We start from the raw sequence: 20,498 nt of genomic DNA on the forward strand, positions 1-20,498 counted from the left end.
CAGTAAACTGGCCCCCCCGAATTATTTTATATTTTTATTTTAACAAAAACGGTGTCAGTCCGTAGTTTACCATAAGCTACGGAAATACTGTTCGGAAACAGGGACTTGTGACTTCCACCCAGAACTACTAGCTGATGCTTCTAAGTCTAAATCTGGTACTGTTGTTAACTTCAAGACATTTGATGATTTCCAATCAAAAAAATCCTGGGCGCGATGAATAAAATAATCAATTAAAAAAGGTCTCCCCAAAAAAACAAACGTAATGGGAATATTATCTCTAAAACTCTCTCGCAGTTTATTTAAGTGATCTAAAATTGGGGGAACACTGCTTAAATCATGAGCATGGGTTTCTGTGACTTCGCCGAACTTTTCTTTTTCATACTTATAGAGCGAATATTCTAAACCTTTAATAAATAAGATATCAAATTGCTTATTTATGTAGAGATTTAAAACTCGCTCATATAAAGTATTAACTGGCTCAACTAGACGTAAAATTTCTAGTTTTTTCTCTGGTATATCATGGAGAGTCCGAGAAAAAAGTTTCTCAGTCTCCAGGGGTGTACACTCAACAAACAATAAGCCAAACTCATTGTTGTTTTTGCGTTGCATAGCGTTGAGGAAAGTTTGATATTCTTCGTATCCTTCTGCGGGTACGTCTTGATCCCAGTCACTAAAATCTAAATTCATGGGAGATTTTCTACAGCTTCTTTAAATTCCTGAATACCTTGAATCAGTGGGTGAATATCATACCAACGCTGCATTTCCCCTTCTTTATCCAAATAGCGGTACTCTAACAGGCAGCGATTAAACATCAAACTCCGATATTGATCATCGTTGATGATACGCTTAGAAAGGGAGACTTCTGCTAATAAACTCCATTGATGGTTTTCCACAGCGCGGCGGTAAGTATCTCTAGCTTGAGTAATGGCGCGTCGAACTGCTCTTTCGGAAATTGGCAAATCTTGAGTGCGTCCAATGGCATCCTGAGTCAACAATAGCAAATTTCTGACGTGACCTCCACTCATCAAACAAAGTCGTTCTAGGGTTTGAGAACTGTCAAATATTTCCGTTTCTAGTGGTTTATCTGGTGCAAACTGCCTGATGCGCCGGGAAATGACCTCTTTAACTTTTTTTAGCCCTGGTTGATATATTTCTCCTCTAGGAGTGCGTACCATTACCATTGGTAAAATTTGCGGATCACCATATATATCACGCAGGTCTGTAGCCCTGGCAGAATAGACCATAGCAATGGGTACAGTATAGATTAAATGGCAATCTAAGGCTTTCAGTTGTTCACAGCGGTCTAAAAAAACTTCTTCATAATTGGTGCGATCGCCATCTTGAACTAACACCATTCTATCTAAGTTGTCAATAATTACTGCCAGTTGGGTGCAGTGAGCAGGTAGGCGCTTTTTCACATCGGCGATAAACTCATTTAAAACCTTAATCAAAGTCACCGTATGGGGATTAACTTTTTCTCGTATTTGCTGCCTTAGTGCCGGTACTGCTCTTAAATTTGCTGTTAATTTGGAAAACTGACTAATTTGCATTTCTACATTCATATCCTCGATGTGAATTTCAGTTAGCGCCAAATCTTTCAAATCTTGCCAACGATCTTTGAGCCAATTAAGCACAGGTTGAGGATTACCAATTGCGCGTAAATCTTTTAGTAATCTCCGAGTACAAGCCAAGAGAATATCTGTATATTGAGCATCTTCTGAATCTATATCTTCTTCATCCGCAGCAAAATAAACTACATAACATTGTCTTGCTTCCAAATATTCCTTGAGTCTGAGTAATTCCGTAGATTTACCTGCTCCTCTATGTCCAGAATATAATTGACAAGTATTTTGATTTGCTAACTGAATACGATTTCCCAATTCTTCTAAAATATCTGCTTCTCCTCGCACATCTTGACAGTCTACATAGTTAGGATCACCTGCGGGTAAGGGTTGGAATGGGTTAAAAGCATTATAGAGGTTTTTGAGTAATTCAGTATTGTTGGACATAGGTAAACAACTTAGTTGATGCAGTTCTGATGATGCTAAAAAGTTAGATGAAGTCAGCAATAACAAGCAAGCGATATAATTTTAATGTCAGAAGCTAAAAATGTCAGATATTTAAAATCTCCACAGTGAAAATTTTAGCAAAAATGTATACACATATATGGACGACAAATGCAAGTACCTGATCAAAAAATATTTTCATAATAAATTCACCAAAAGATTTTAATTTTAAATTAATCAAATTTAATTCATCATACCCCTACGTATTAAATCTTGAAAACGTGCATCTTCTCGAATACAATGAAAATCAGGATCAGCGTTGGCCATTGTTGCAAACTCTTCAGGTCTGAGATTAATTGCTTGCTCCAAGTTTTCTAGTGCTTGCTCAATACTACCTTGAACAGCATAACAACAAGCTTTATTGTACCAAGCATATTTATCATCAGGTTTTATTCTTAATGCTTGATCATAAGAGAACAGAGCTTCGTCCATACGTCCCAAATCATCCAGTGCATTACCTCGATTGTTCCAAGCATAGTGATCATCAGGTTTAATTTTCAGAGCTTGATCATAAGAGAAAACAGCTTCTTCATTACATCCTATCTTGCGGAGTGCGATACCCAAATTGTACCAAGCATAGTGGTCATCAGGTTTAATTTTTAAAGCTTGTTTATAAGAAAAAATTGCTTCTTCATATCTGCTTAAATTCCGAAATGCGATACCACGATTATTCCAAGTAAAACAATCATTGGGTCTTAAATTGAGAGATTGGTCATAAGCTGAAATTGCTTCTTCATTGCGTCCTAAATTTCGTAGTGCATTACCTTTATTATACCAAAAATATGGGTAGTCTGCCTTAAATTTTAAAGCTTCTTCATAAGAAGAAAGTGCTTCTTCATTACGTCCTAAGTTCAGCAGAGCATTACCTCGGTTGTACCAAAAATATGGATCATCAGGCTTAAATTCTAAAGCTTTTTCATAAGATGAGATTGCTTTTTCGTTGCATCCTAAATTCAAGAGTGCATGACCACGGTTGTACCAAGCAAAATGATCATCAGGTTTAAATTTTAATTCTTGTTCATAGAATGTAATTGCAGTTTCATATTCACCAGCAGAATAAAGTAGATTTCCCAATTCAAAAAGCAAACTTGCTCTATTACTATCTGTTTGATGTTTTTCTGCCAGAAGTTCTTGAATTTCTAGAACTTTTTCAATTTTTCCTTCTGAAGTAAGTTGTAGATATTTTTCATAGTCTCCTTCTAGTAAAAGACGACGTGATTCTTCTTCAACTAATTCTGGTGTAGTCGGTAATTCATATACTCCAGAACGCCAATCAAAAAAATCAGGAGCGCGATGGATTAAATAGCTGAGTGAAAATGAACGCAATAAAAATACAAAGCAAAAGGGAAAATCATCCCTAAATCTTTCTCTTTGTTGGTTAAGATGATTTAGTATTGGTGGTACTTTAGTTAAATTGTTAAACTGACCTTCAGTTATTTCGCCAAAGTTTCTTTTTTCATATTTATACAAGGAATATTCCAAACCTTTAATTAATAAGATGTCAACTGTTTGACCTTGAATATAATTCGCTACTTGCTGATATAGCTTATCCACTGGTTCTAGCAAGCGTAATACAGCAATATTTTTATGCGGAAGATCCTGGGGAATTTTATGTATAAAACAATCTGATTCCACAGGAGTACATTGTACAAAATATAACCCAAATCCTAATTTTCTATCCAGAGCGCAGAGTAAATCTTGATATATTTCTTCGGGATCTGGAGGTAAATCATCATCCCAGCTACTGCTATTGAGTATCATATAGATTTGATGGTAGATGCTTGCGTAAAAAATCCAAAGTCAGATATAAATTTTACACTATGGTTATTTTTTAGTATTTGAGCTTCATATCCAATCATCATAATCCTGTTCTTTAAGTTAAGGTAAAATTTAAGGAATATTTTAAACATCAATGTTTACATAATAATACGGTTTTTTCTTTGATTTGGTATCCGTATATTCACTTAAATATATTAATGTCAGGCTATTTGTCTTTCTTAAATTTTTCTAAAAACATATTATTAGGACTTACGCATTGACAGGATCAACCAAATATGAGGTATGGGTTTCGGGCATTTTAACGTGATTTTTTAATTATTTTTGGGCGATAGCGAAGCGCTGCTGCAAGCAGTTCGCTATTGATCGGAAGTTAATCGCCAAAAGCCTGAAACGACGGATTTTCGTTCATGCACATCATGGTGAATTTGTACAGTGCGTAAGTCCTAATTATCACACTTTGATGAGTAAAAAAGAGTTTTATTGTTTTGAGTTTTAACAACAGTAAATTGAGAAAAACCCGAACTTAGTGATTTTATTGATTATAATAATAACCCAAGTTCCTAGTTATTATCTAGGACTTTTGCGGACTATCTTGTTATTCTAATTTGAGAGTCTTTCTTGCATAACTAGGAGGCTAACGCCACGCTTACTTCGACAGGCTCAGTACAAGTCGCTATCAAGGAGTCAGGAGTTTAAGGATATCAAGGAGTTTTTTGTATTTGGAAACGAGGTAAAAACCAACAAAGTGCAAGGTTTTCCTACTCATAGTTTCCAAAACCTTGCACCTATTTTCTTTGTTACAGTCAATGGGTAAAGCGTCGTAATAAAATGGAGTTGGTGACAACACTAACTGAACTAAAAGCCATGAGGGCAGCGGCGCTGGAGGGGCTAAGAACAAAACCAAAATGGGGTAGTAAAACACCGGCTGCTAAGGGAATACCAATTGTATTATATGCAAAAGCCCAAAACAAGTTTTGACGTATTTTGTTGAAAGTGGCACGGCTGAGTTGTATTGATTCCACAACATCAGAAAGACTATCACGCATTAATATAATTTCGGCGGTTTCCATAGCTACATCTGTTCCAGAATGTAAAGCAATGCCGACATCTGCCTGAGATAAGGCAGGAGCGTCATTAATGCCATCTCCTACCATAGCAACGCTAGTGGTTTTACTTATCTCCCCAGTTTGAAGAGCTTGGATGGTGCTGGCTTTTTTCGCTGGGGGAATACCTGCCATGACATCGGTGCTGTTGAGTCCGAGTTGTTGAGCGATCGCATTCGCTGCTTCTAATCTATCACCACTCAGTATAATTACTCGCAAACCCAGCTGACGCAATTTGTCTACTGTTGCTTTGGCATCTGGTCTGAGGGTATCACTGACGGCAATTAATCCAACTAAATTATCACCAACTGCAACACTAATAACTGTTTTCCCCTGTTCCGCTAATCTTTGTGCGTGTTCTTGGGCAGTGTCAGTAATTCCGTGCCAGTTTAACCATTCCCAGTTACCTAACAACACAGTTTTACCATCCACGACAGCGGATACACCCATTCCTGGTTCAGTATGAAAGTCTACTGCGTGGGGAATAGATAAATTTAGCCGCTGTGCTTCTTGTTGAATTGCTTTAGCTAGGGGGTGATAGGTGCCGCTTTCTACTGCTGCTGCTAGTTGCAGAAGTGAGGATGGTTCTAAGTCTGTAAATGGTAAACAGTCTGTAACTGTGGGGTTGCCTGTGGTGAGAGTGCCGGTTTTATCAAAGACTACGGTATTTAGTTGGTGGACTTTTTCTAACACATCACCACCTTTGATTAATAAACCGCGTTCTGCACCCATCCCAGTACCGACAAGAATAGCTGTGGGGGTAGCGAGTCCTAAAGCACAGGGACAAGCAACCACCATCACAGCGATCGCTAATTTTAAACTAATTAAAAGTGAAGAATATTCAATGTTGGCGGTTTGATGATGTGCTGCATGACTCATCATTTCCATACCATTGGAAATAATATTCACCTCTGGCCAAATATGAGTACCAAAAAAGTACCAAAACAGAAAAGTTAGCAAAGAAGCTGTTAAAACGCCATAAGTAAAATAACCAGCAACCGTATCTGCTAATTTCTGAACAGGTGCTTTGCGAGTTTGGGCGGTTTCTACCAAAGCGACAATGTGCGCCAAAGTGGTATCATCGCCGGTTCTGGTAGCTTGAATAGCGATCGCACCAGACTGGTTAATAGTTCCCGCTGCAACAGCATCTCCTGGTTGCTTCATCACTGGTACTGCTTCACCAGTTAACATCGACTCATCTACCGTTGTTTGTCCAAACCGCACCTCGCCATCAACAGGTATTTTATCACCTGGTAACACCTGCAACCATTCACCAACCCGCACTTGTTCGGCTGGTATTTCAATAATATTTGCCCCTGCTACTAATTTATCTGAGTCTGGGTTAACAATTAACCTAGCTATCTGAGGTTGAAGTGCTAATAATTGTCGAAATGCAGATGCTGCGCGTCCTCTAGCTTGTTTTTCTAAAGTTCTGCCTAAGAGGATAAAACCCAGCATCATCACTGGTTCATCAAAAAAGCATTCCCAACCCATTTGGGGAAACAACAGCGCCACCAAACTAGCAATATAAGCTGTTAGACTTCCCAAACCGATCAAGGTATTCATATTTGGCGTTCCCCGTCGCCAACCTTGCCAGCCATCTATAATAATGGGACGACCAGGAATAAGTAATGCTACTGTTGCTAGTCCACAGTGAAACCAGATGTTATTCAATATTGGGAAAATAAAACCACCAAAATGTCCTATTCCTGAAAATAACAATAATACAAAAGCAACTACTAATTGTTTGAAAGCCGCTTGCATTTCCTGACGCTGTTTTGCGTCTGGATCATATTTTTCTTTCCCTGCTTGAGTTTTCGGTGTGCGGGGTTGAGAAGGAAAACCTGTAGCTGTTAATGTTTGTGCTAATGTTTGTGCTAATGCTTGTGCCAGTGCATCGGCATCTATAGCACCAACTTCTGCTTCTACAACTGCCACTTCTGTAGCTAGGTTGACGCAGACATTTTTAACGTCTGGATGTTGGGTTAGCTGTCTTTCTACTGCTTTCACACAGCCAGCGCACTTCATACCCCCTACATCTAAAATAATTTTCTCTGAGTTGGTATCTCTATTGGAGAGGGCGGTTTCTGGGGTAAGTTTATTTTCGGGAACAAGTTGCATGACAAGTTATGAGATTCGCTACAAAAATGCAATGCCTAAAAAAAGGCAGTTCTACTTTGAGAGTAGGCGAAATCTGGAACTATGACCAACTGTGATAGTATTTAATTTAAAAGTTAAAATATTGAATTAAATTTGTAAACTATTGTCAAGGAATCCAGTGCCTATAGGTAAAATATATCACAGATACAAGCTGTATAGGCAACATAAAAATTAGACTTTTGTAGAAATAGTTAATTTCCCAATTGGATGTAGTGGTAAAATACACCATAGATATTAGTAATAATATTAGCAATGTGAGATATTTAGATTTGGATATTGGCATATTTTAAGAAAATAGGGAATGGGGGAAAATTTTTAGATTTTAGATTTTAGATTTTAGATTTTAGATTTTAGATTGGAGATCACAAAAACAATCCAAAATCAAAAATCCAAAATTAATAACTCCTGGCTTCTTTTTTTAGAACCAACCCTGCTTTTTGACGAAGTAGGTATTAACAAAGTCTTCATGGTTTTTATTCAAGTAAATCATGCCTTCAATTAACCCTACAAGCTGCATAATTATTAGTGTAAATCCGTAAGTGAGAGAACCACCGACTACAGAAATAACTAGCATGATAAAGCCTTCTGGGGCATAACCCAGAATAAATTTATGTATCCCAAATCCCCCCAAAATAATGCCACAGTACCCAGATAAAAGTTGTTTGGTAGCATGAGATGGATTAAGATTAGTCATATTTAGTGAAGCTCCTGTATATGTAGGGTTTGCTCTTGAAAGTCTTCTGGTGCGGGCAGGCAAGAGGCAAGAGGCAAGAGTTTGAGCTATCTGTTGGTAACAAATTTTTTCATATTTCATCCTCAAAATGCTCAATTTTGCCATTCTTACCTTCAAAACCCTTGCACCTCAAAATCTTTTTTATCAGCCTTAAACCTTTGATTTATCAGGGTTTTGCATTTATATGGCTTACGCCACGCTCCGCTATCAGCATCCCCTATGTAATTATCAGAGTATTTCTAGTTTAAGTAAATGAGAAATTTAACCACAGAAGAGAATTCTGAAGGTGAGATAAACAAATTTGATTTTGAATCTTCAATGTCAAATCAAAAATCCAAAATTTCAAATCTAAAATTTGGTAAGTTAGTTGATAAATTTTGGTGCAGATAGTTGACAGATTTATATGTTCAACTTCAGCAAAGTTGAATATCATTAACCTGAATAATCGGCAGCATCTGTGATACTACTCTAGTGTTTACGGGTTGATTGTTATTATGTCCGGGAATTTTTTTCATTTATACCCATCTGCAAAATTAATTTTACAGATGTAGGTGGGGTTGAGGTAAGAAACCCAAAACCTCAAGGACTGGTATAAGTTGGGTTTCCCTATCAACTGTCACCTATTACCTGCTATAGCGGTGATGTTGCGCTGCTGGAAATTTGAGAATTTCAGATTTATATGTCGATATAATCAAATATTTTTGATTTTTTCAACTGTAATTGTCGGTTTTAATTATTGCTGCCCAAAAGAAATAAACTGAGCAAAGTACCACTATTCCAAAGTCCGTGGAGGAGCATGGGAGCGAGAAGATTGCGCGATCGCGTGTATACTATTCCTAAAACCATGCCTAATGCTGTGAGTGGCAAAATTTCCGATAAGCTGAGGTGAGCAGCAGCAAATAACAAACTACTCAAAAAAATTGCACTCCAAACAGGTAAATAACGAGTGAGGGAGGGTAATAAAAACCCACGAAATAGAAATTCCTCAAAAAATGGCGCTGCTATGGCCGCAGTAAAGAAAAATATTCCCAATGCTACATCATCTCTGCTTTCTAGCGCCAATTGTAACAGGGGGTTGCTTCCGCCTTGTCCGTTCCATAGTTGTTGATTGATTAATGATACTATGACGACTATGGGTAAAGCTGTGCAGTAGCCACCCAGTCCCCAGAAAAACCAATTACTGAAAAACCGGAAGCGAAACCAATCTTCTGGTAAGGGAAAATAACGTTTAATAGAAAAATACAGCACTGAGAACGCACCCAAGGCAACCATTACATAACTCACCAAGACAGAAAAAGCCTGAACTCGCACATTATCCGAGGAACGGGAGATAGGGAGGAGGGTTAACAATTCAGGTATAAATAATTGTCCCATCAAGAAAAATCCCAGGACAAAAACCTGTAAAATTGTTTCCACATTCCAAGGAGTTGACCAAGGCTTTTGGGCATTTGTCGCTAAGATAGACTCTCTGCCCTTGAGTAAAAGCTGAATAATTAAAGCTATTAGTAAGATTAGACCAATAAAAGCTGTTAAGCTGGGAATAGTGGCAATTAAGGCTAATTTTAATACTGCATCGGTAGCGGCTGCTTGTTGTGCAGCCTGAACATCTGCTAAAGCAGCTTGACGTTGTTGCAGTTGGTAAAGCTGAGTTAAAGCCGTGGAGCGAAACCAACCTTCTAAATTTTTTTGTATCAGTGGTTGAGCATTTGGGAGTAGACGCGGCGGGTTACTCCATAGTCCACTGAGGACGTTAGCGGTGGCGGTAAATTCGGTTTCAGAGGGTTCTTGTACTTGACTCCAAGTTTTTTGGGCTTTATCTGTTTCCCCTTGCTGTGCTTGTAATATTCCTAAGCGTAAGTCTAATTCATCCCGCAATTTTTGCAGTTTGCTGATAGACTTCTCTAGCTCTTTTTGTTGTTGTTGGGGAGAGGTTTTGGTTTCCAGGGGTTCATTTGGTAGGGGTTTGGCAGGTGTGACAGCGGTAATATCTTGAGCGCGAAGCTTGTCCAGTTGGTTTTTGGTTTTATCCAAGTTTGTTTTTACAGACTCACGCGCCTCTAGATATTGCTTGGCTGCACTTTCTAGGGGTTTATCACCTACTATTGCTGCCCGAAGAGCTTGAAAACTCTCGTCGTTGCTATCTTCTGGTTGCCATGCTTGGGCTTGCAAGACAATATTAGTTTGGTACAGTTCCAAACGACTTTGAAACTGAGGTTTTTGCCAACTAGCAAATAAAGACAAGCCGGACAACATAATCGCTAACAATGTTAGCGCAGTTAACAGCAACCGTTTAAGTGACATCTATCCCCCTTGAACTTACCTGTAGAGAGCGATCGCCCCTTGGCAATTATAAGATAATCTGGCAGGTTGGGGGGATAAGGGAATTGACACATAATTACCCCCGCATCTTGCGGGGGATTTGTGATCAAAAATGTCGTTTACCTTAGTTTAGTATGGAGTAGATTTACTGACCGGACATTTGTGGTGCTTTGTCTAGTCTCCAGGTGAAGTAGCTCTCTGGGTTGTTGTCAGGAACTATAAACCCAGTTGCTCCTCCTGATGTCTGAGGGGGTCTAGGAGAACTACTTTGTCCTTGTCCTTGTTGTCCTGGTATTTGTGGTATTTGTGGTATTTGTGGCATTTGTTGTTCTTGTCCTTGTCCTCCAACTAACAACTCTTGTGCATTTGTGGATAGTTCTTCCAGTAAATTAAACATTGAAACTTACCTCACTTACGTTATTGATTTAGTTAAGGGTTCTGTCCCATTTATTAATTGACAATAAGTGGTTTTTGAAGGTAATTCATGTGTCAGATGGCAGAATTTCTATTATGCCTTTTGGTTACTATAAGAGGTAGAGTATTATTGATACAGATAAAATCAATCTTTTGCTCGGTTTTTTGGATTAAGAGCTAACCGATCTTCCCTCTCACCCAAGCACGGAAAGATTTTAACAAAGCAATTTCACCCATATTTTTACTCTGCTGAATGAATCTAGTCATATCACTAACAGAAATCACAGGAAAAGCAACACTAAAATTAATTTCAATATACTCGCCTTCTAACAATTGATAAAACCTCAAAACATCACCGTCATATCTCCAAAGTTCAGCCACACCTAACGCAGCGTAAATATTAAACTTATTTACAGAACTGCTAGTAATATCAATTTCAATTGCTAAATCTGGAGGAGGATCTGTTTCTAAATTTAAAGTTTCTTTACCTCTGATAGCTGGTTCATTTTGGATATAATAACAAGTATCTGGTTCAATGCCTTTTTTAATTATTTTGCGTTTTAATGTGGTAGATCCAGCACTTCTTAGTTCTATATCTAATTCTTCAGCTAAAGCAACGATAAAATTACTAAAATTGCCTTTTGGGTTTTCGTGTTCAAATAGTGGAGTCATAATTTCTAAAGTACCGCACTCATAAGCAAAACGAGAACCTCTATTTTCACCTGTATCTTTTAGCAAGGATTCAAAGGTATCCCAGCTAACGTCATATAAAACTGTTCTTTGTTCTGCGGGTGTTGATTGGAGAAGCATAGTCATTAATAAAAAATGATTTACTTTTTATACATTAACCAAAGATTCATCTTTTTCCCAAGTAAATAAAGATTCGAGTTCACCAGATTCAGCAAAAGTGATTGCAGCTATTAAACATTGGGGTAAATTAACACACATCTGAGAAGGATAATTACCAAGTTGACCGCCAACAACTAATTTTTTTATTGGCTTAGAGATTGATAATTCAGGTGTAACTACAATAATTTTATCTTTCTGAGAATCTTTATTTTTTTGTTTTTTTAGCTGATCAGAAAGTTTAATTAAAGTTATGACTCTTTTATAAGAATGAGAAAGCTTGGATATATCGTAGCGTGGCTGATCTAAAAGAGAATAAAAATTATAGTTGTCTAAAGTTGCTGTAACAACGTATTTACCAGAAAACCCGGATTTACCTCCTCCAATCATCATATAACTATCATCATCAGCTTCTAAACTGACTAAAGTTTTAATCTTACCATCTAAGTCAAAAATAGCTGCTTCTATTTGTCGCAAAGTAGGATTTTTAATGACATTTTCTTCATTTTTGTTACCTGTCCAATTGTCTGTATATAATTGGGTGACAAACATAATTACCTCCTTGTCTTTGGTGCTTGTACTATAATTGTTTTGCTGCCACTGGGAGTAATAATTTCTAATTCCTCTATACCTAATTGATAAGCCATAGAATTTACACCTCCTCTTAAACCGCAAGCATTACAAAGGTCTCTATCTACAATTAAACGGGCTTTTTTAGCTGTAATACCTGCATCTTTTACTTGCTGAAAAGCATCCGCTTCTGCATGAGTTCTACTGATAGGATTAACTGTGAACGTTATTTGTCTAGAATAGGGATTACTACTAGAATTGATGCCAAAAAAACTTTGACCTTCTATTTCTAGTTTAGCGATTGTTGAGCCATCTGTTTCACTACCAGCAGGAGGTAAACCTAGACTTTCCCTATATTTAGCTAAGTCATCAAAAATACTGTCCGTTTTTCCTCTCCTTTATTCTGAAACATAGAGTTAAAATGTTACACTAAAACTTTATTATTTACAATACCTATTCTGTCACGATACTAGATAAAATACCTAAAATTTTACCGATATTATTAATATAATATTCGCTCAAGTCAATTTCTACCACTTGATTAATAAGTTTTAAAAATTTCCAGTTAGTTCCAGTAGTAACAGTTCCATAAATTGTTTGAATGTTATTACCTTCACGTTCATTAAACATTCTAGCAGCGATCATTTCTGCTACACATTGTCCTAAACCTGCATTAATATTTTCTTTTTTTGCTTCTACAATTGTCACCACAGGAGCATTAACAATTAATAATTCTGGGGAACGACTAATAATAAAATCACAATTACCATCTAATCCCTTTTCACTATCTACAGTAAAATCAATACCAGAAAATAGACTAATTTGATTTTTTAAATACTTTCTCACACTAATTAAAATCGGTGCAATAATCATTTCCGAGCGTGATTTTTCCGTATTACTTGCAAGTGCTAAAGGGACATTTTCTTGTAATAACTCTGCTAATAAAGCTGGACATTCAATTTCTGGAATAGAAGCAAAAATATTAACTTTATCTATAATAGTTAAAGCAAAGGATTTTCTAACTTTGTCTAGAGTAAATTCACTGTATGACATAACTATCTTCTCCAGAAGCAATTAATATTATCTCTGCTCCTCTGCGCCTCTGCGTGAGAAATAAAAAAGGTGGGCATTGCCCACCCAAAATATTATTTATCTATTCACCAAACACACTAGCAAAGAAATCTAAAGTTTCCTTCAAAGCTTTGATAAAAACATCAATTTCTTCACGGGTATTGTAAAAAGATAAACTGACTCGTGCAGTTCCCGCTAAACCTAAATGACGGTGTAAAGGTTGGGTACAATGATGTCCAGAACGAATAGCAACACCTTCTTGATCTAACAAAGTTGCTAAATCATTGGCGTGAACTTCGGAAGCTGTAAAAGCTGCTAAAGCGGCTCTACCTTCACCGTGAGCATCGGGTTTTGGTCCGTAGATTCTGATTTGAGGTATTTGGGCTAATTGATCGAATAAATAGGCTGTTAATTCCGCTTCATAAGCATGAATTTTATCCATACCAATGTTAGTTAAATAATCTATAGCTGCACCCAGGGCGATCGCCTCACCAATAGCAGGTGTACCGGCTTCAAATTTGTGGGGTAATTCTGCATAGGTGGAATGGTCTAAATACACCTCTGCAATCATTTCTCCACCACCAAAAAATGGCGGCATTGCTTCTAATAATTCTAATTTCCCATATAAGAAACCAATACCAGTGGGAGCTAACATTTTATGTCCAGAAGCTACCAACCAATCACAGTCAATTTCTTGGACATTAATAGGAGTATGGGGGACACTTTGGCAAGCATCCATTAAGAATTTCGCACCGTATTGGTGAGCAATTTCAGCTATTTCTTTAACTGGGTTAATACAACCCAAGGTATTAGAAATATGAACTATAGAAACGAGTTTTGTTTTTTCGGAAATCAGTTTTTTAAACTGTTCAAAATCAAAGGTTTCTTCTGGAGTGAGTTCGACAAATTTTAAAACTGCACCTGTTTTTTGAGCGACAAATTGCCAAGGAACTATATTACTATGGTGTTCCATAACTGAGAGAATTATTTCGTCTCCCGGTTGTAAGTTGTTCATTCCCCAACTGTAAGCAACTAGGTTAATAGCTTCACTAGCGTTGCGTGTAAAAACAATTTCTTGGCGAGATTTGGCGTTAATAAAATTAGCTACTTTGTCTCTTGCTGCTTCGTAAGCGTCGGTAGCTTTGGCACTTAAATAATGTGCGCCGCGATGCACGTTGGCGTTATATTGTTCGTAATAATCACGCCATGCGTTTAATACTGATAATGGTTTTTGGGAAGTTGCAGCGTTATCGAGGTAAACGAGGGGTTTACCGTGGACTTCTTGATGTAATATTGGGAAGTCTTGGCGAACTTTATCAGCGAGGGTTTTGGTAGAAGTGAATGTCATTTTTAATAAGTATTTCAGGAGTACAGAATAATTTCTAAATTTTAGAAATTCGACAATTCAACAGAAAATATAAAGTTCGTAGTAAGGACTTTAGTCCTTAAAATCTTTATGTTTGAGCGATGAATCGCTCACTACGAACTTACAATGCTTTACTTACTTGTGAGAGCGACGACTGTTTTTAACAGTTTTTCTCTCAATGATGAAACAGGAATTAAGTTAATAATTTCTGCTGCGAAGGCGTTAACTAATAGTTTGCGTGCGTCGGTTTCATCTATTCCGCGACTTTGCAAGTAGAAGATTTCATCGTCTTCCAATTGACTGACGGTTGCACCGTGAGCGCATTTAACGTTATCTGCGGTTATTTCTAGTTGGGGTTTGGTGTCAACTCTGGCTTTTGATGATAACAATAAGTTGCGGTTTAATTGTGCAGCGTCGGTTAATTGTGCGGGTTTGGGAACGAAAATTTTACCGTTAAATACTCCATGAGCGCGATCGCCTATAATGCACTTGTGTAGTTGTTTACTAACACCATGCGGATGATTTAAGGATATAGCACTGTGAGTATCAGCTAATTGTTTATCACCAATAACTGTTAAACCATTGAGTGTTGTTTCTGTTTGTTCTCCTGTTTGTAAAATCTCCAAATTATGACGGGAAATTTTACCACCAATTGTTACAGTATTACAAGTATAACGACTATACCGCGCTTGTGTTACCGCAGTTTTGCTAATGTGAAAAGCAGCATTACTTTCTAACACAATTCTATTGTGATTAACCTGAGCATTTTCATTTACCCAGATTTCCGTCACACTATTATTAAAGTAAACTTGCTCCTCTTGTGGAACAGGCATCTTGCCTGTTAAATATTCTCCAATACCTGTAACATACTCTTCAATCAAACTCACCTGAGAATTACTTTCAGCTATTACCAAACAACGGGGTTGAGAAATAATAGCTGACTCACCAGCAACAGAAATAAATAACAGATGAATGGGATTTTCTACAACTACATTTTTACCAATCAAAACCACTGCGACATCATTTAAACCAGCAGTATTCAGAGCAGTAAAAACATCCCTTGTTCCCTCAGACTTGTCCTGAGCGAAGTAGAAGGGCTGTGCTAAATATTCCTGAGCAACATCATCATCTAAAACATCTAAATTACCAACCTTTAAACCAGCAGGTAAATTTTCAGTATCAGATAAATTCGCTGCAAAAACACCATTTACAAAAACCAAACGGTGAGCAACTTCAGGTAAAGCAAAATCATCTGGTAGGGACAATTCATGAATTGTCCCTACATTAAAACTTACCTCTTTGAGTGGAGATAAATCAGTAAAACGCCATTCTTCATCGCGGGTGTTGGGAATAACAGAATGACGTACCCACTTCACAGCATCATTCTTAATTTGTTGTACCCAACCGCTTTTTTCAGATGCAGAAACCTGATTTAATAAACCAGTTAAAAAAGCATCTCTGTCTAACAAAGAATCAGAAATAAAACTAGGAGAAACTTCAATAGTCATGATTACACACCTACACCTAAAGCTTCTTCCAACACCCAATCATAACCACGAGATTCTAACTCTAAAGCTAACTCTTTACCACCACTTCTAATAATGCGTCCTTGAGCCATTACATGAACAAAATCAGGGACAATATAATCAAGAAGACGCTGATAGTGAGTAATCATAATTGTGGCATTTTCAGCATTAGTTAACTGATTCACGCCATTAGCAACAATTTTCAGAGCATCAATATCTAAACCAGAATCAGTTTCATCCAAAATTGCTAACTTAGGTTCTAAAATAGCCATTTGCAGAATTTCATTCCGCTTTTTCTCACCACCCGAAAAACCCTCATTCACACTACGATTGAGAAAAGAAGGATTCATTTTCACAACTTCCAACTTTTCCTCAACCAAATCATCAAAATCGAAAGCGTCAACCTCTTCCAAACCTTGAGCTTTACGACGAGAATTATAAGCAACCCGTAAAAAATCCAAATTGCTCACACCGGGAATTTCCAAAGGATATTGAAAAGCCAAAAACACACCACTTCTAGCTCTTTCCTCCGCCTCCATTTCCAGTAAATTTTCACCTTGGAAAATCACCTCACCACCAGTCACAGAATAAGCAGGATGTCCCGCTAACACTTTAGAAAACGTACTCTTACCAGAACCATTTGGACCCATAATCGCGTGAATTTCACCAGCGCGAACCTCCAAATTTAACCCCTTTAAAATTTGAGTTCCATCAACATCAGCCTTCAAATCCTTAACAGACAAAATCAAATCACTATTTTCAATAATCATGTTCTCTCTCTCTTCTCTCTTCTTTCTTTGTGAACTTTGCGTACTTTGCGGTTCGTTTCAAAAAAAACCTCAAAGAAAACAGATTAACCAACACTACCTTCTAACTTCAAACTCAATAACTTATCAGCCTCAACAGCAAACTCCATAGGAAGCTGATTAAAAACATCCTTACAGAAACCGCTAATCATCATAGAAATAGCATCTTCTGCGGAAATACCACGTTGAGCAAAAAAGAATAATTGATCTTCACCAATCTTAGAAGTAGATGCTTCATGCTCAACCTTTCCAGTATTATTCTGAACTTGAATATAAGGAAAAGTATTAGCCTGTGCATTATCCCCAATTAACATCGAATCACATTGAGAATAATTTCTAGCACCCTTCGCAGTAGGATTAATCTTCACCAAACCCCGGTAACTATTACTTGATTTTCCAGCAGAAATACCTTTAGAAATAATTGTACTGCGAGTGTTTTTACCAATATGAATCATCTTAGTGCCAGTATCAGCTTGTTGCTTATGATTTGTTAATGCAACAGAGTAGAACTCACCCACAGAATTATCACCAACTAACACACAGCTAGGATATTTCCAAGTAATAGCAGAACCGGTTTCTACTTGAGTCCAAGAAATCTTAGAATTGACACCTTGACACAAACCGCGCTTGGTTACAAAGTTGTAAATTCCACCTTTACCATTTTCATCCCCAGCGTACCAGTTTTGCACGGTAGAATATTTAATTTCCGCATTATTTAAAGCTACCAATTCCACAACCGCAGCGTGTAATTGATTGCTGTCGTACATCGGTGCTGTACAACCTTCTAAATAGGAAACATAACTATCATCTTCGGCAATAATTAAGGTTCTTTCAAACTGTCCTGTATCACCGGAATTAATGCGGAAATAAGTTGATAATTCCATTGGTGATTTTACACCTTTGGGAATATAAACAAAAGAGCCATCGCTGAATACTGCGGAATTTAAAGCCGCAAAATAATTATCAGCAATAGGTACAACACTACCCAGATATTTTTTTACTAATTCTGGATGTTCCCGTAATGCTTCGGAAATAGAACAGAAAATAATGCCTTCTTTAGCGAGTTTTTCTTTATAAGTAGTCGCTACAGAAACACTGTCAAAAATTGCATCAACAGCAACATTAGTTAATCTTTTTTGTTCATTTAAAGGAATACCTAATTTCTCGAAGGTTTCCAATAAGGTGGGATCAACTTCATCCAAACTGTTGAGTTTTTCTTTCTTTTGTTTCGGTGCGGAATAATAAATGATATCCTGATAATTAATAGGTGGATAGGTGACATGAGGCCATGTAGGTTCGGTCATCTTCAACCATTGACGGTAAGCACGAAGACGAAATTCTAGCATAAATTCCGGTTCTTCTTTTTTAGCGGAAATTAAGCGAATAATGTCTTCATTTAGTCCACGAGGGATGGTGTCGGTTTCGATGTCGGTGACAAAACCGTACTTGTAAGGTTGGTTAACTAAGGTTTTGACGGATGCGCTCATCGGTTCTCTTGTGTTCTCTTTAAAGGATAGGCGACGGGTTCTATAAAGCTGATTCCCGTTTTTTGTTAGCGATCGCTAACAGGGCTGTTAGAATAGGTTTACACACTAAAACAACTCGGCTGTTGTTTAATCTAAATCTATTGTACGATAGATTAACAACAACAATGTTGTTTTAGTCAAATTTTTTTAGAGATTTTTTGAATTTTTGGAAATTTTTATTGGGACTAACATGGCCACTACCCAGCAGTCCTCTACTAAGCAGGATATCCTAGAGTATCTTTTAAAACACTCACAAGCTACGGCTCTTGAACTTGCGGAAATATTAGAAGTTAGCCCCCAAGCGATTCGTCGCCATTTAAAGGATTTGGAGGGTGAAGAATTAGTGATATATTCTATACCGGAAAATTCTGGTATGGGTAGACCTCAACATATATATAGTTTAAGTCAACGGGGCAGGGAACATTTACAAAAGAGTGTTAGCAGTGTCGGTGGTGGTTATGGAGAGTTTGCGGTTTCGCTGTTAGATACTTTAGCGGAAACTGTAGGGCGTGAGCAGGTAAAAACGATTTTACAAAAACAGTGGGAAAGAAAGGCGCTGGAATATCGGGAAAGGGTGGGTAATGGTTCTTTAAAGGAACGGGTTGCCGCTTTGGTGGAATTGCGAAAAGCTGAAGGTTTTATGGCTGAGTTTCACCCTGTAGAATCTGATATTGACGTGGGTGAAAGGTTTTTATTTATGGAACACACCTGCGCTATTTCTAATGTGGCTGAGTCGTTTCCTAGTGTGTGTGGTCATGAGTTGGAAATGTTTGGAGCGATTTTACCAGATTGTAGTGTGGAAAGGACGCATTGGTTAATTCATGGTGAGCATCGTTGCGGGTATTTGATACAGAAAAGATAGGATGTTGAACGCAGATTAACGCGGATAAACGCAGATGAGGAGAAGTAAGATATGGAAGTTGAAAAATTATCTGATCGTCAACAAAGATTAGACAGTTTTTTAGAAGCTCTAAAAGCTGCAAGTCAATTAGAAGATGATATCAGAAAATATGGGTTAGATGCTGCTTATTTATATTTTGAAGATATGGATGGTAATTAGTTGGAAACTTGGGGTGATGATGACGATGAACCCTGTTATATTGAATAAAAAATACATTGAATAGAGTAAAAAGCAAATTATTATGAAAGTTCAAAAAATTAAACTCAAACATTTTAAAAAATTTCGAGATCAGGAATTAGATTTTACTGATCCTGAAACTGGTTTAGCAGAAGATTTAATTGTTATTATTGGTGTAAATGGTGCGGGAAAAACGAGCATTTTACAAGCTATTGCATCCACATTAGGTACAGCTACAGGAAGATTAAAAAAACCTGCTGATTTAGATTGGCCGGGATTTAATTATGAATTATTAGGTAGTAATTGGCGTGGTTCTCCCACCAATGTCACTATTAATGTACAATTTTCTAAATCAGAACTGCAAGCTATTAGCGAATTTCACCAAAAATTAAGAGAAATAGAAAGAGATTTACCAGTTCCTCCTGCTAAAGAATACCTTGTTAATTTAAAATGGCAAGGTGAAAGTGTAACAGCAGATAGAGCAGCAGAATTATTTCAATTTAAAGGACGAGAATATGCTAAACAACTATCTCGTTCTCAAGGATTTTCAGTTTTTGAAAGAGTGGGTACAGTCTTTTGGTACACAGAACAAAGAACTGCAACTAGTCTGACTCCTGAAGATCCAGAAAAACAATTAGAAATTACAGAGGATATTTTACGCGATCGCCTAGCAAAGTGGCAAATTTTTCATGAGAAATATGGAAAAAATGGTAAAAGTTTTCGTCCAGGAGCAAAAGACTTATACGCAAAAATATCCGAAATTTATAAAACTGTTTTTCCAGGACGTGAATTTGCAGGTTTAGAAATGCGAGATAATATTGATGATATTCTCAGCGAACCTTGGTTTTATATTTATAACAGTAAAAATAAAACTCACTATGAATTTTCGGAAATGTCTGGGGGAGAGCGTGCTACATTTCCTATACTTATGGATTTTATGAATTGGAACATTCACAATTCAGTAATTTTAATTGATGAAATCGAATTGCATTTACATCCACCCATGCAACAGGCTTTACTCAGAACTTTACCGAAATTAGGTAAAAATAATCAGTTTATTATTACCACTCATTCTGATTATGTAGCGCAATTAGTACCAGAATCATCTATCAGAATAATAGAGGAGTAATTGAAC

The 20,498-nt window shown here is 37.2% G+C and carries 18 protein-coding genes; 3 read left to right on the forward strand and 15 right to left on the reverse strand.

What is annotated here, in order from left to right; translation table 11 throughout:
* Positions 1-66: 66 nt before the first annotated feature.
* The 15 genes from H6F47_RS05085 to sufB all read right to left on the reverse strand — a co-directional run bounded on the left by H6F47_RS05085 (position 67) and on the right by sufB (position 18,246).
* Positions 67-687: a hypothetical protein gene (locus tag H6F47_RS05085; RefSeq protein WP_190647912.1), complete on the reverse strand. Its 621-nt coding sequence runs from the start codon at positions 685-687 to the stop codon at positions 67-69.
* On the reverse strand, positions 684-2,009 hold the full coding sequence (locus H6F47_RS05090; protein WP_190647914.1) for an AAA family ATPase: 1,326 nt from the start codon (positions 2,007-2,009) through the stop codon (positions 684-686). The genes H6F47_RS05085 and H6F47_RS05090 overlap by 4 nt, the downstream gene beginning before the upstream one ends.
* Before the next feature lie 240 nt (positions 2,010-2,249).
* Positions 2,250-3,827, reverse strand: coding sequence for a tetratricopeptide repeat protein (locus tag H6F47_RS05095; protein ID WP_190346312.1), 1,578 nt, complete (start codon positions 3,825-3,827; stop codon positions 2,250-2,252).
* 821 nt (positions 3,828-4,648) lie between these two features.
* The gene (locus tag H6F47_RS05100; RefSeq protein ID WP_137669270.1) at positions 4,649-7,069 is read right to left on the reverse strand and encodes a heavy metal translocating P-type ATPase; all 2,421 of its coding nucleotides are present in this window, start codon (positions 7,067-7,069) and stop codon (positions 4,649-4,651) included.
* Between the two features lie 457 nt (positions 7,070-7,526).
* Positions 7,527-7,802, reverse strand: a complete 276-nt coding sequence (locus H6F47_RS05105) for an NINE protein (protein WP_096572610.1) — start codon at positions 7,800-7,802, stop codon at positions 7,527-7,529.
* A 768-nt stretch (positions 7,803-8,570) separates the two neighbouring features.
* On the reverse strand, positions 8,571-10,142 hold the full coding sequence (locus H6F47_RS05110; RefSeq protein WP_190346310.1) for a CPBP family glutamic-type intramembrane protease: 1,572 nt from the start codon (positions 10,140-10,142) through the stop codon (positions 8,571-8,573).
* 163 nt (positions 10,143-10,305) lie between these two features.
* On the reverse strand, positions 10,306-10,557 hold the full coding sequence (locus H6F47_RS05115; RefSeq protein ID WP_096566663.1) for a hypothetical protein: 252 nt from the start codon (positions 10,555-10,557) through the stop codon (positions 10,306-10,308).
* 194 nt (positions 10,558-10,751) lie between these two features.
* Complete coding sequence (locus H6F47_RS05120) at positions 10,752-11,384, reverse strand: Uma2 family endonuclease (protein WP_190647916.1); 633 nt, start codon at positions 11,382-11,384, stop codon at positions 10,752-10,754.
* Positions 11,385-11,411: 27 nt separating this feature from the next.
* Positions 11,412-11,972 (reverse strand): hypothetical protein, encoded by a 561-nt coding sequence (locus H6F47_RS05125; protein ID WP_096566659.1) that lies wholly within the window; start codon positions 11,970-11,972, stop codon positions 11,412-11,414.
* 2 nt (positions 11,973-11,974) lie between these two features.
* Positions 11,975-12,367: a deaminase gene (locus tag H6F47_RS28405; protein ID WP_190647960.1), complete on the reverse strand. Its 393-nt coding sequence runs from the start codon at positions 12,365-12,367 to the stop codon at positions 11,975-11,977.
* A gap of 76 nt (positions 12,368-12,443) precedes the next feature.
* Positions 12,444-13,043 carry a hypothetical protein gene (locus H6F47_RS05135; protein WP_190647918.1) on the reverse strand — a complete coding sequence of 200 codons (600 nt, stop codon included), beginning with the start codon at positions 13,041-13,043 and terminating at the stop codon, positions 12,444-12,446.
* Between the two features lie 100 nt (positions 13,044-13,143).
* On the reverse strand, positions 13,144-14,409 hold the full coding sequence (locus H6F47_RS05140) for a cysteine desulfurase (protein WP_096566655.1): 1,266 nt from the start codon (positions 14,407-14,409) through the stop codon (positions 13,144-13,146).
* Between the two features lie 149 nt (positions 14,410-14,558).
* Positions 14,559-15,935 (reverse strand): Fe-S cluster assembly protein SufD, encoded by a 1,377-nt coding sequence (gene sufD, locus H6F47_RS05145; protein WP_190647920.1) that lies wholly within the window; start codon positions 15,933-15,935, stop codon positions 14,559-14,561.
* 2 nt (positions 15,936-15,937) lie between these two features.
* A complete protein-coding gene (gene sufC / locus H6F47_RS05150; protein WP_190647922.1) occupies positions 15,938-16,723 on the reverse strand; it encodes a Fe-S cluster assembly ATPase SufC in 786 nt (261 codons plus the stop codon).
* An 83-nt stretch (positions 16,724-16,806) separates the two neighbouring features.
* Entirely contained in the window at positions 16,807-18,246 is a 1,440-nt protein-coding gene (sufB, locus tag H6F47_RS05155; RefSeq protein WP_190647924.1) for a Fe-S cluster assembly protein SufB, read from the reverse strand.
* 229 nt (positions 18,247-18,475) lie between these two features.
* Between sufB and sufR the strand changes: the two genes are divergently transcribed.
* The 3 genes from sufR to H6F47_RS05170 all read left to right on the forward strand — a co-directional run bounded on the left by sufR (position 18,476) and on the right by H6F47_RS05170 (position 20,492).
* On the forward strand, positions 18,476-19,147 hold the full coding sequence (gene sufR, locus H6F47_RS05160; protein ID WP_190647926.1) for an iron-sulfur cluster biosynthesis transcriptional regulator SufR: 672 nt from the start codon (positions 18,476-18,478) through the stop codon (positions 19,145-19,147).
* Positions 19,148-19,198: 51 nt separating this feature from the next.
* Positions 19,199-19,345 carry a hypothetical protein gene (locus tag H6F47_RS05165; protein ID WP_190647928.1) on the forward strand — a complete coding sequence of 49 codons (147 nt, stop codon included), beginning with the start codon at positions 19,199-19,201 and terminating at the stop codon, positions 19,343-19,345.
* 82 nt (positions 19,346-19,427) lie between these two features.
* Complete coding sequence (locus tag H6F47_RS05170; RefSeq protein WP_190647930.1) at positions 19,428-20,492, forward strand: ATP-binding protein; 1,065 nt, start codon at positions 19,428-19,430, stop codon at positions 20,490-20,492.
* Positions 20,493-20,498: the final 6 nt, after the last annotated feature.

Source organism: Sphaerospermopsis sp. FACHB-1094 (assembly GCF_014696195.1).
In the GTDB taxonomy this organism is placed as follows: Bacteria; Cyanobacteriota; Cyanobacteriia; order Cyanobacteriales; family Nostocaceae; genus Sphaerospermopsis; species Sphaerospermopsis kisseleviana.

Bases quoted from the DNA above. Each gene is read 5' to 3' on its own strand.
- H6F47_RS05085 (WP_190647912.1), bottom strand. From the start codon at position 687: ATGAATTTAGATTTTAGTGACTGGGATCAAGACGTACCCGCAGAAGGA.
- H6F47_RS05090 (WP_190647914.1), bottom strand. From the start codon at position 2,009: ATGTCCAACAATACTGAATTACTCAAAAACCTCTATAATGCTTTTAAC.
- H6F47_RS05095 (WP_190346312.1), bottom strand. From the start codon at position 3,827: ATGATACTCAATAGCAGTAGCTGGGATGATGATTTACCTCCAGATCCC.
- H6F47_RS05100 (WP_137669270.1), bottom strand. From the start codon at position 7,069: ATGCAACTTGTTCCCGAAAATAAACTTACCCCAGAAACCGCCCTCTCC.
- H6F47_RS05105 (WP_096572610.1), bottom strand. From the start codon at position 7,802: ATGACTAATCTTAATCCATCTCATGCTACCAAACAACTTTTATCTGGG.
- H6F47_RS05110 (WP_190346310.1), bottom strand. From the start codon at position 10,142: ATGTCACTTAAACGGTTGCTGTTAACTGCGCTAACATTGTTAGCGATT.
- H6F47_RS05115 (WP_096566663.1), bottom strand. From the start codon at position 10,557: ATGTTTAATTTACTGGAAGAACTATCCACAAATGCACAAGAGTTGTTA.
- H6F47_RS05120 (WP_190647916.1), bottom strand. From the start codon at position 11,384: ATGCTTCTCCAATCAACACCCGCAGAACAAAGAACAGTTTTATATGAC.
- H6F47_RS05125 (WP_096566659.1), bottom strand. From the start codon at position 11,972: ATGTTTGTCACCCAATTATATACAGACAATTGGACAGGTAACAAAAAT.
- H6F47_RS05135 (WP_190647918.1), bottom strand. From the start codon at position 13,043: ATGTCATACAGTGAATTTACTCTAGACAAAGTTAGAAAATCCTTTGCT.
- H6F47_RS05140 (WP_096566655.1), bottom strand. From the start codon at position 14,409: ATGACATTCACTTCTACCAAAACCCTCGCTGATAAAGTTCGCCAAGAC.
- sufD (WP_190647920.1), bottom strand. From the start codon at position 15,935: ATGACTATTGAAGTTTCTCCTAGTTTTATTTCTGATTCTTTGTTAGAC.
- sufC (WP_190647922.1), bottom strand. From the start codon at position 16,723: ATGATTATTGAAAATAGTGATTTGATTTTGTCTGTTAAGGATTTGAAG.
- sufB (WP_190647924.1), bottom strand. From the start codon at position 18,246: ATGAGCGCATCCGTCAAAACCTTAGTTAACCAACCTTACAAGTACGGT.
- sufR (WP_190647926.1), top strand. From the start codon at position 18,476: ATGGCCACTACCCAGCAGTCCTCTACTAAGCAGGATATCCTAGAGTAT.
- H6F47_RS05165 (WP_190647928.1), top strand. From the start codon at position 19,199: ATGGAAGTTGAAAAATTATCTGATCGTCAACAAAGATTAGACAGTTTT.
- H6F47_RS05170 (WP_190647930.1), top strand. From the start codon at position 19,428: ATGAAAGTTCAAAAAATTAAACTCAAACATTTTAAAAAATTTCGAGAT.